Origin of the sequence: Ramlibacter sp. (assembly GCF_013697775.1) — a bacterium.
In the GTDB taxonomy this organism is placed as follows: Bacteria; Pseudomonadota; Gammaproteobacteria; order Burkholderiales; family Burkholderiaceae_C; genus Ramlibacter.
The window spans coordinates 1-9856 of sequence record NZ_JACCWG010000248.1 but is presented as its reverse complement, the minus strand read 5'-3'; the positions used below and the strand labels follow the sequence as shown (position 1 = coordinate 9856).

Genomic DNA, 9856 nt, shown 5'->3' with positions numbered 1-9856 from the left:
GCGCTGGGCCGCGACGGCAGCGGCGCGCCGCGCTGGCCCAGCTACCCCGGGCTGCGCCTCGACGATCCGCTGGCGCAGAAACGCGTGCTGCACTCGGCCGAGGCCATCGACTTCGCCTCGCTGCGCGGCAAGCGCGTGGGCGTGCTGGGCGCCGGCGCCTCCGCCTTCGACAACGCCGCCTGCGCGCTGGAAGCCGGCGCGAGCGTCGTGCTGTATTCGCGCCGCGCGCAGCTGCCGCAGGTGAACAAGAGCAAATGGACCGCGTTCACCGGGTTCTTCCGCGGCTTCGAGGCGCTGGACGATGCGCGCAAGTGGCGCTTCTACACCTACGTGTTCGACGAGCAGGTGCCGCCGCCCTGGGAAACCGTGCGCCGCTGCGACGCGCACGACAGCTTCGCCTTGCGCCTGGGCGAAACCTGGCACGACGTGCGGCCCGACGCCAGCGGCGTGGCGGTGACGACCTCTCGCACCACCGAACGCTTCGACACCGTGATCTTCGGCACCGGCTTCGACGTGGACCTGCGCGACCGGCCGGAACTGGCGCGCTACGCGCCGCACATCGACACCTGGGCGCGGCACGTCACGCCCGAACAAGCCGCGTCCCACCCCGAACCGGCGCGCTTTCCGTATCTCGGTTCCGGCTTCGCGCTGCGCAGCACGGACGGCACGCATGCCGACGCGCTCTCGCGCCTGCACCTGTTCAACTGGGGCAGCACCATGAGCCAGGGCGCGCTGGCAGGCGACATCCCCGGGCTGGCAGTCGGCGCCACGCGCCTGGCGCAGGCCATCGCACGCGATTTGTTCGTCGCCGATGCGGACCTGCACTGGTCGCGCCTGCAAGCGCATGAGGAGCCGGAACTCGCGGCGACACGCTGGTACGTGCCGCCGGAGCAGCGGCGCGGGTAGCCCTCACCCCGGCCTTCTCCCGCGAGGGAGAGGGAGGAACAGCCGTCACTCGATCGTGATGTTCGCCGCCTTCACGACCTCGGCCCACTTGATGCGGTTGGCCTTCACCGTGGCACGGAACTGCTCGGGCGTTTCCAGGCGGATGGTGTTGCCTGCGCCTTCCAGCTTGGTGCGCACGTCGGGGATCTGCAGCACGGTGCGCACCGCGCCGTTGAGCTTGGCGACCACGCCGGCGTCGGTGCCCTTGGGCGCGAACAGTGCGAACCAGGTCGAGCTGTCGAAGCCCTGCGTACCGGGGATGCCGCTCTCGCCGATGGCGGGGATCTCCTGGATGGCGGCCACGCGCTTGGCGGTGGTCACGCCCAGCAGGCGCACCTTGCCGGCCTTGTACTGCGTGAGCACGGTCTGCACCTGGTTCATGATGCAGCAGGTCTCGCCCTTGAGGATCGACTGCATCGCCTCGGGCCCGCCCTTGTACGGCACGTGGGTCATGTTCAGGCCCAGCCGCGAATTCAGCTCTGCGAACGCCATGTGCGTGCCGGTGCCGTTGCCGGTGGACGCGTAGTTGTACTTGCCCGGGTTGGCGCGCACCGTGTCCACGAACTCCTTGAAGGTCTTCACGTTCATCACCTCGGGATTGATGGTGAGCACGTTGGACACGTCCAGGATCGGCGCCACCGGCACGAAGTCGGCCTCCACGTCGAACGGCAGCTTCTTGTACAGCGCCGCATTGCTGCCGTGCGTGGCGGCGGTGCCGAACACCAGCGTGTAGCCGTCGGGCTTGGCGCGCGCCACGTACTCGCTGGCCACGTTGCCGGACGCGCCGACCTTGTAGTCGATGATGACCGGCTGGCCCAGCAGCTTGCCCAGCGGTTCCTGGAGGGTGCGCGCCACCACGTCCACGCCGGAGCCGGCCGGGAAGGTCATGATGACGGTGACGGGGTGCTGCGGCCAGTCGGCGGCAGCGGGCGCCTGCGCGCCAGCGCCGAGGCTGCAAAGCGAAAGGGCGAACGCCAGCAGGGCGCGGCGGCTCGGGAAGTGCATGGGGACTCCTGCAAAAGACAACGCGACCGATTGTGGCGATTGCGCCCGGCCCTTGCCAGTATGAGCTTATGCGCTCCCGCCGAGGCGGACGGCGCGTGCCGATAATGTGCGCATGGTCCGACCTTCGCAACTGCTCCATCCCCAGCGCGAACCCGCGCCGCTGCGCCCCGCCGCCACCGTGCTGCTGTTGCGCGACGGTGCCGACGGTGTCGAGGTGCTGATGACGCGCCGCTCGGCCACGGCCAGCTTCGCGCCCGGCGCCTATGTGTTCCCCGGCGGCGGCATCGACGCGGCGGATGCGCAGTGCCATGCGCTGGCGCAGCGCCGCCCCGCGCAGACCGACGCGCGGCTGACCGAGGCGATCGCCGCCATCCGCGAAAGCTTCGAGGAATTGGGCGTCCTGCTAGCGCGCCGCGCCGACGGTAGCTTCGCCACGGCTGAGGACATCGCCGCGCTGGACCGCCACCAGCCGTTCGCAGCGCAATGCCAGGCGCGCGGGCTGGTGCTGGCGGCCGACGACGTTTTCTTGCTGGCGCACTGGATCACCGACCGCGACCTGCCGCGCCGCTTCGACGTGCCGTTTTTGGTGGCGCGCATGCCCGGCGGCCAGCAGCCGGTGGCCGACGAAGCCGAGCAGTTCGAGCCGGTCTGGGTGCGGCCGGCCGAGGCGCTGGCGCGCCACAAGGCGGGCAGCTTCTTCATGATCTTCCCGACCATCCGCACGCTCGAGCGGCTGGTGGCCTACCCGACCGCCGACGCCGTGCTGCAGGCCTGCGCCGGCGAGCAGCCGCTGTGGACGAGCTGTCCGCGCGCCGGGTTGCTGCACGGCGGCGAATCGCGCCACATGGAGCACGAGATGCAGTACGGCGAACTGGCGCTGGTGTGCCCTGACGGCCAGATGCTGCACCACCTGGACTGGCGCACCGACGCGCCGGTGCCGCTCTTGAAGAACGTGATGCGCCTGACCGCGCCCAACCCCGGTGCCATGACCGGCCCGGGCACCAACAGCTACCTGGTGGGCGACCCGGACACCGGCTGCATCGCCATCGACCCCGGCCCGCATCTGCCCGAGCACGCCGAGCTGCTGTGGCGCGCGGCCGGCGGCAACATCCGCATGATCGTCTGCACGCACTCGCACCCCGACCACTCGCCCGGCGCGCGGCTGCTGCAGGAGCGCTGCGCCAGCAAGCCGCCGATCCTGGGCCTGCCCTCGGCGCCGACGGCGCGCCCGGCCAGCGAGTTCCAGCCGGACCGCGCGCTGGCCGACGGCGAGCAGCTGGTGCTGCAAGGCAACGGCACACGCCACACGCTGCGGGTGATGCACACGCCCGGCCACGCGGCCAACCACCTGTGCCTGGTGCTGCTGGAAGACGGTTTGCTGTTCTCCGGCGACCACGTGCTCAACGGCAGCACCACGGTGGTCGATCCGCCGGACGGCGACATGACGGCCTACCTGGACTCGCTGGATGCGCTGTCCGCCGCCTGCGAGGCGCACGGCATCGAATTCATCCTGCCCGCGCACGGCTGGGTGCTGGGTTTTGCCAAGCAGGTCATCGCGCACCTGAAGGCGCACCGCCTCAAGCGCGAGGCCAAGGTGCTGGCCGCCATGCGCGCCAAGCCCGGCGCCTCGCTGGAGGAATGGGTGGAACTGGCCTACGACGACGTGCCGCCACGCATGTGGCCAGTGGCGCAGCGCTCGCTGCTGGCGCACGTGCAGCGCATCGAGGCGCTGCAGATGAAAGAATAAGTGTGAAGCCCGCCGATACGCCGGATTTTGTGCACGCGGGCCTTCCGGAGAAAGCTCGCGCGTGACCGTCATTCCTCTGGGCCGGGGGTCGCCCCACCGGCTCGGTGCTACCTACCCGCCAGCTCCGCGGAGCCACATCGACGCTGGCCTATTTGGTATTGCTGCGCGTAGAGATTGCCCGTTTCACCCGGCGCGCCGCGGAGATGCTTTCGCACCACCCCGGCACGCCGACTCGTCTCTGTTGCTCTGATCCTCGCCTCGCGGCGGAGAGGCGTTACCTCCTACGCTGCCCTGTGCAGTCCGGACGTTCCTCCAGTGCGGCCTTTCGGCCCTTGCACCAGCGACGGCCTGGCGGGCTTCACGCGGCGATTGTCACACAGCGGGATGCGCTCAGGCCTGCGCCTGCTGCAGCGCCGCGATGCGTTCCTCGATCGGCGGGTGGGTGGAGAACAGCTTGCCCACGCCCGAGGTGATGCCGAACGCCTGGATGCTCTTGGGCAGCTCGCCGGGCACCATGCCGCCCAGGCGCGCCAGGGCGTTGATCATCGGCTGGCGGCGGCCCATCAGGTCGGAGGCGCCGCGGTCGGCGCGGAACTCGCGCTGGCGCGAGAACCAGGCCACGATCATCGCCGCCACGAAGCCCAGCAGGATGTCCAGCACGATGGTGGTCACCCAGTAGCCGATGCCGGGGCCGGAGGAGCGGTCGTCGCCGCGGCGCAGGAAGCTGTCCACCGCGTAGCCGACCACCCGCGACAGGAACACGACGAAGGTGTTCATCACGCCCTGGATCAGCGTCATGGTGACCATGTCGCCGTTGGCGATGTGCGCCACCTCGTGGCCGATCACGGCCTCCACCTCGTCGCGCGTCATGCCTTGCAGCAGGCCGGTGGACACCGCCACCAGGGCGCTGTTCTTGAAGGCGCCGGTGGCGAAGGCGTTGGGCTCGCCTTCGAAGATGCCGACCTCGGGCATGCCGATGCCGGCCTTGTCGGCGAAGCGGCGCACGGTGTCGACGATCCAGGCTTCGTCGGCGTTGCGCGGCTGCGCGATCACCTGCACGCCGGCACTCCACTTGGCGACCGGCTTGGAGATCAGCAGCGAGATGATGGCGCCGCCGAATCCCATGATGGCCGCGAACACCAGCAGCGCGCCCAGGTTCAGGCCGTTGGCGGTGAGGTAGCGGTCGGCGCCCAGCAGGCGCGCCACGATGCCCAGCACCAGCACCACGGCCAGGTTGGTCAGGACGAACAGGACGATGCGTTTCAATTCAGGCTCCGAAAGGGTGGTGTGAAAGGTCACCCCGGGCGTCAGATGAGGCTGGCGCGCCTCGAATCAAGAGCGGCGGGGTCCCGGGAGCGTCGTTGTTGTACTTGGTTCTGACGCCCTGGGAGGACGGAATACGAGGGAGTCATCATAGAAGGAAAAGTTCTCGTTCTCCGCGCACCAGCCGGGGACGCCCAGCACCGGCAGCGGCGTGAACGGCTTGGCCGCCAGCCGTCCGGGCGCGAGCTGCGCGGCCAGCCACGCGTCAAGGTCGGGCCCCTCGCCGGCGGGGCACGGTTCGCACCAGACATGCGCCGTGATGTTCTTGCGCGGCGCGGCCAGCTGCTCCAGCAGCGCGTGGCCGAACACCAGCAGCCGCGCCTCGCGCCACAGCGGCCGCAGCTCCACGAACAGGCGCCGCCATGCGCGCGCCCTCAGCGCCTGCCACAGCGGCGGCGCGGCCTGCAGCAGCGCGCCGCTCTCGTCGAACAGGGTGATGGCGTCGCGCACCGGCCCGCGCCGCGCACCGACGCCGTCGCGCGCGATGGCTTGCGCCTGCAGCCGGTTGAGCGTGCGCTTGGCTTGCGGAAAGCGCAGCCAGCACAGGCCGTTGAAGAAGTCGTGCAGGCCCGGGCGCACCGGGCAGCAGCCGGTCTCGAAGACGAAACTCTCGTAGGGCCTGCCTTCGGGCAGCTGCGCCTGATCGACGAAACGTACCGGTACCGGCTGGCGGTTCAGCGCGTCGTGCAGCAGCAGGCCCTGTTCCACATCGGCCGCCACCGCCTCGCCCGTCGCGCGCCAGGGCGCGAACCAGGGCCGCGCCCAGTCCATCTGCATCAGTCCGCGTTCGCCCTCAGCCGCAGCCTGTTCGGCTGTTGCGCGGGCGAGAGCTCCACGTACGGCGCATGCCTCTTCAGGAAGGTCGGGCCGCTCGCGCTCTTGCCCAGCAGCTTCTGGTCGCGCAGGCGCTTGACCACCTCGTTGAGCTCCACCGCGCGGCCCTGCCGGAAGCCCTCGACGGATTCGAGCACCTGACGCACAGGATCGTCCTCCTGCACTGCGGGCGGCTTCGCGGCGGGGCGGGTCGTCTTGCGCGGCGCCGCCTTGCGCGCTGCCCGGGGGGCCGGCGGCGCTTCCTCCGCCGGCGCGGGCGCGGGCGCCGGCGGGGATGCGGAAGCGCCGTCGACGTAGACCAGCTGGTCGTAGCAGCGGGCGAGTTCGACGTCGGCGGACTTGTTGGCCTGGGCGAAGCACACCACCCAGTGGCCGGCCTCGCGCAGGCGCAGCGCCAGCGGCGCGAAATCGGCGTCGCTGGAGGCGATGGCCACCACCGGCGGCAGCCGCGACGCGTGCAGCAGGTCCATGGCATCGACCACCAGCAGGACGTCGGTCGTTCCCTTGCCGTGGTTCACGATCGGGCGCACGCCATGGCGCAGCAGGCATTCGCGGATGCCGGCAAGTTTCTCGTGCCCGCCGTAGGCACGCCGCAGGGTCACGCGCAGTCCCTGGCGCGCCAGCTGCGCGAAGGCCTGCTCGAGCGCGGCCGGCGCCAGGTTGTCGGCGTCGATCAGCATCGCCGCGGCGGCATCGCGCGCGTTGGACATGGCGTCTTTCATGCAACTCTCCACGGCAGGGTCTCGCCGCCGCGTAGCGGCTTGAGTTCGGTGTCGCCGAACGGCACGGCCTCGGGCTGCGTCCAGGGCTCCCGCTTGAGCGTCAGCGTGCCGGTGTTGCGCGGCAGGCCGTAGAAGTCCGCGCCATGGAAGCTGGCGAAGCCTTCCAGCCTGTCCAGCGCGCCCGCCGCGTCGAAGGCTTCGGCGTACAGCTGCATCGCGGCCAGCGCGGTGTAGCAGCCGGCGCAGGCGGCGGCATGCTCCTTCAGGTGCGCCGCGTGCGGCGCGCTGTCGGTTCCCAGGAAAAAGCGCGGGTTGCCGCCGGTCGCCGCTTCCACCAGCGCCTGGCGGTGCACCTCGCGCTTGAGCACCGGCAGGCAGTAGTAGTGGGGACGCAGCCCGCCGGTGAAGATGGCGTTGCGGTTGTACAGCAGGTGGTGGGCGGTGATGGTGGCGCCGGTGAAGGGCCCGGCGTCGCGCACGTAGTGCGCCGCCTCGCGGGTGGTGAGGTGCTCCACCACGATCTTCAGTTCCGGGAAGTCGCGCCGCAGCGGGATGAGATGCTGGTCGATGAACGCGGCCTCGCGGTCGAACACGTCGATGGCCGCGTCCGTCACCTCGCCGTGCACCAGCAGCAGCAGGCCTTCGCGCTGCATCGCCTCAAGCGTCTTGTGCGTCTTGCGGATGTCGGTGACGCCGGCGTCGCTGTTGGTGGTGGCGCCGGCCGGATACAGCTTGCAGGCGACGACGCCGGCGGCCCTGGCACGCGCGATCTCCTCGGGCGGCAGGTTGTCGGTGAGGTACAGCGCCATCAGCGGCTCGAACGCCGCGCCCGTGGGCACGGCCGCCAGGATGCGCTCGCGGTAGGCCAGCGCCTGCGCGGTGGTGGTCACCGGCGGGCGCAGGTTCGGCATGATGATCGCGCGGCCGAACTGCGCGGCACTGTGCGGCACCACGGCCGCCATGCCAGCGCCGTCGCGCACGTGCAGGTGCCAGTCGTCGGGGCGCGTGATCGTGAGTTGATCGGTCATGGGACGGATTGTCCCAGACCGCGCGTCCTGCTCAGTGCGACAGGATCTTGTTGAGGAAGTCCTTGGTGCGCGGCTGGCGCGCCTCGGGGTCGCCGAAGAAGTCGTCCTTGCCGCAGTCTTCCAGGATGCGGCCGCCCACGTCGATGAAGATCACGCGGTTGGCCACCTTGCGGGCGAAGCCCATCTCGTGCGTGACCACCATCATGGTCATGCCTTCCTTGGCCAGCGCCACCATCACGTCCAGCACCTCGCCCACCATCTCGGGGTCGAGCGCCGAGGTCGGCTCGTCGAACAGCATGACGATCGGGTCCATCGACAGCGCGCGCGCGATGGCCACGCGCTGCTGCTGGCCGCCCGAGAGCTGGCCGGGGAACTTGTCCTTGTGCGCCATCAGGCCCACGCGGTCCAGCATCTTCAGCCCGCGCACCTTGGCCTCGTCGGCCGAGCGCTTGAGCACCTTCACCTGCGCCAGCGTGAGGTTCTCCGTCACCGACAGGTGCGGGAACAGCTCGAAGTGCTGGAACACCATGCCCACGCGGCTGCGCAGCTTGGGCAGGTCGGTCTTGGCGCCGTTGACCTGGACGCCGTCGACGAAGATCTCGCCCTTCTGGATCGGCTCCAGGCCGTTGACGGCCTTGATCAGGGTGGATTTGCCCGAGCCCGAGGGCCCGCACACCACCACCACGTCGCCCTTGTTGATGGTGACCGCGCAGTCCTCCAGCACCTGCACCGGGCCGTACCATTTGGAGACGTTGCGGATTTCGATCATGGGCTTGTTGTCGTTCATGCGGGGGCCTTCAGCGGATGATGGCGATCTTGGCTTGCAGCCGCTTGACCAGCCAGGACAGCGCGAAACAGATGATGAAGTAGAGCACCGCGGCCAGGATGTAGGCCTCGCGCGGATGGCTCAGGTTGGCGCCGACGGTGACGAAGCCGTGCAGCATGTCGTGCGCCGTGATGATGTAGACCAGCGAGGTGTCCTGGAACAGGATGATGGTCTGCGTGAGCAGCACCGGCAGCATGTTGCGGAACGCCTGCGGCAGCACGATCAGCTTCATGTTCTGGCCGTAGGTCATGCCGAGCGCGAAGCCGGCGAAGACCTGGCCGCGCGCGATCGACTGGATGCCGGCGCGCACGATCTCGCTGAAGTACGCCGCCTCGAAGGCCACGAAGGTGATCACCGCCGACAGCTCCGCGCCGATCGGGCGGCCGATCAGGAGCGGCACCAGCAGGAAGAACCACAGCAGCACCATCAGCAGCGGAATGGAGCGCATGCCGTTCACGTAGATGGTGGCCGGGACCGCCAGGACCTTTTTGCCCGACAGCCGCATCAGCGCCAGGAGCGTGCCGAACACGACGCCGCCCAGGGTGGACACCGCCGTCAGCGTGAGGCTGAAGTACAGGCCCTTGAGAACGTAGTCGCGAAAGACGTCGAAGGTGAAGAAGGAGAATTCCATCTCAGTGGCCTCCGCCCGTCGTGGTGGCGACGAAGCCGGGCACCCGCACGCGCTTCTCGATGAAGGCCATGATGCGGTTGATGCTGAAGGCGGAGATGACGTAGAGCGCCGTCACCGCCAGGTAGATCTCGACGCCGCGGGAGGTTTCCTCCCCGGCCTGCTGCGCGAAGAAGGTCAGCTCGGTCACCGACACGGCGTACGCCACCGACGAATTCTTGAAGATGTTCATCGTCTCGCTGGTCAGCGGCGGGATGATGATGCGAAACGCCATGGGCAGCAGCACGTAGCGGTAGTACTGCGGCGTGGTCAGGCCCAGCGCCATGCCGGCGTAGCGCTGCCCGCGCGGCAGCGCCTGCAGGCCGGCGCGCACCTGTTCGGCGATGCGCGCCGAGGTGAACAGGCCCAGGCCCAGCACCACCAGCAGCAGCTTGGGCGTGTGCGCGAAAACCGGGATCAGCACCGGCAGCACGTGGTACCAGAGGAAGATCTGGACCAGCAGCGGGATGTTGCGGAACAGCTCCACCCAGACGTTCGCCAGGCGGGTGATCCAGGGGCTGTCGGGCAGCGTGCGGAAGGTGCCGACGATGCAGCCGACCACCAGCGCCACCACCAGCGACAGCAGCGCCACGGTGATCGTCTGGCCCCAGGCCTGCAGCAGCCAGCCCAGGTAGGTCTGCGTCTCGCCCTGGCTGAAACAGCCCGGGATCGGCGCCTTGTCGATGGTGTCCATGCAGAACACCTGCCATTCCAGGCTCATCGGCCCCTCCTGCCTTCAAGAAGCGCCGCGCGCCGGAT

General features: G+C 69.5%; 9 protein-coding genes, 1 other RNA gene and 1 pseudogene. 2 read left to right on the top strand and 9 right to left on the bottom strand.

Translation table 11 applies throughout. From position 1 onward, the window contains the following. Nucleotides 1-906, top strand: a pseudogene (locus H0U68_RS12275) (FAD-dependent oxidoreductase); the annotation flags it as partial. Between the two features lie 45 nt (nt 907-951). Here the strand turns inward: H0U68_RS12275 and H0U68_RS12270 are convergent. Continuing rightward, a complete protein-coding gene (locus H0U68_RS12270; RefSeq protein ID WP_296355945.1) occupies nt 952-1950 on the bottom strand; it encodes a tripartite tricarboxylate transporter substrate binding protein in 999 nt (332 codons plus the stop codon). A gap of 112 nt (nt 1951-2062) precedes the next feature. On the opposite strand from H0U68_RS12270, the gene H0U68_RS12265 reads away from it, so the two are divergent. Further along, nucleotides 2063-3697 carry an MBL fold metallo-hydrolase gene (locus H0U68_RS12265; RefSeq protein WP_296355944.1) on the top strand — a complete coding sequence of 545 codons (1635 nt, stop codon included), beginning with the start codon at nt 2063-2065 and terminating at the stop codon, nt 3695-3697. Here the strand turns inward: H0U68_RS12265 and rnpB are convergent. From rnpB to H0U68_RS12225, 8 genes are all read right to left on the bottom strand, one after another. After that, an RNA gene (gene rnpB / locus H0U68_RS12260) (RNase P RNA component class A) lies at nt 3698-4057 on the bottom strand. It lies immediately after the preceding gene. A 30-nt stretch (nt 4058-4087) separates the two neighbouring features. Continuing rightward, nucleotides 4088-4963 (bottom strand): protease HtpX, encoded by an 876-nt coding sequence (htpX, locus tag H0U68_RS12255; RefSeq protein WP_296355942.1) that lies wholly within the window; start codon nt 4961-4963, stop codon nt 4088-4090. A 66-nt stretch (nt 4964-5029) separates the two neighbouring features. Next, on the bottom strand, nt 5030-5797 hold the full coding sequence (locus tag H0U68_RS12250) for a DUF3025 domain-containing protein (RefSeq protein WP_296355940.1): 768 nt from the start codon (nt 5795-5797) through the stop codon (nt 5030-5032). After that, nucleotides 5797-6576: an NYN domain-containing protein gene (locus H0U68_RS12245; RefSeq protein WP_296355938.1), complete on the bottom strand. Its 780-nt coding sequence runs from the start codon at nt 6574-6576 to the stop codon at nt 5797-5799. Before H0U68_RS12245 ends, H0U68_RS12250 begins: the two co-directional genes overlap by 1 nt. After that, nucleotides 6573-7604, bottom strand: a complete 1032-nt coding sequence (gene pyrC / locus H0U68_RS12240; protein ID WP_296355936.1) for a dihydroorotase — start codon at nt 7602-7604, stop codon at nt 6573-6575. The genes H0U68_RS12245 and pyrC overlap by 4 nt, the downstream gene beginning before the upstream one ends. A 31-nt stretch (nt 7605-7635) precedes the next feature. Beyond that, nucleotides 7636-8373, bottom strand: a complete 738-nt coding sequence (locus H0U68_RS12235; RefSeq protein WP_296355947.1) for an amino acid ABC transporter ATP-binding protein — start codon at nt 8371-8373, stop codon at nt 7636-7638. Between the two features lie 28 nt (nt 8374-8401). Next, on the bottom strand, nt 8402-9061 hold the full coding sequence (locus tag H0U68_RS12230) for an amino acid ABC transporter permease (RefSeq protein ID WP_296355934.1): 660 nt from the start codon (nt 9059-9061) through the stop codon (nt 8402-8404). A gap of 1 nt (nt 9062) precedes the next feature. Further along, complete coding sequence (locus H0U68_RS12225) at nt 9063-9818, bottom strand: amino acid ABC transporter permease (RefSeq protein ID WP_296355932.1); 756 nt, start codon at nt 9816-9818, stop codon at nt 9063-9065. Between the last annotated feature and the right edge of the window lie 38 nt (nt 9819-9856).

Bases quoted from the DNA above. Each gene is read 5' to 3' on its own strand.
- H0U68_RS12270 (WP_296355945.1), bottom strand. From the start codon at position 1,950: ATGCACTTCCCGAGCCGCCGCGCCCTGCTGGCGTTCGCCCTTTCGCTT.
- H0U68_RS12265 (WP_296355944.1), top strand. From the start codon at position 2,063: ATGGTCCGACCTTCGCAACTGCTCCATCCCCAGCGCGAACCCGCGCCG.
- H0U68_RS12250 (WP_296355940.1), bottom strand. From the start codon at position 5,797: ATGCAGATGGACTGGGCGCGGCCCTGGTTCGCGCCCTGGCGCGCGACG.
- H0U68_RS12245 (WP_296355938.1), bottom strand. From the start codon at position 6,576: ATGAAAGACGCCATGTCCAACGCGCGCGATGCCGCCGCGGCGATGCTG.
- pyrC (WP_296355936.1), bottom strand. From the start codon at position 7,604: ATGACCGATCAACTCACGATCACGCGCCCCGACGACTGGCACCTGCAC.
- H0U68_RS12235 (WP_296355947.1), bottom strand. From the start codon at position 8,373: ATGATCGAAATCCGCAACGTCTCCAAATGGTACGGCCCGGTGCAGGTG.
- H0U68_RS12230 (WP_296355934.1), bottom strand. From the start codon at position 9,061: ATGGAATTCTCCTTCTTCACCTTCGACGTCTTTCGCGACTACGTTCTC.
- H0U68_RS12225 (WP_296355932.1), bottom strand. From the start codon at position 9,818: ATGAGCCTGGAATGGCAGGTGTTCTGCATGGACACCATCGACAAGGCG.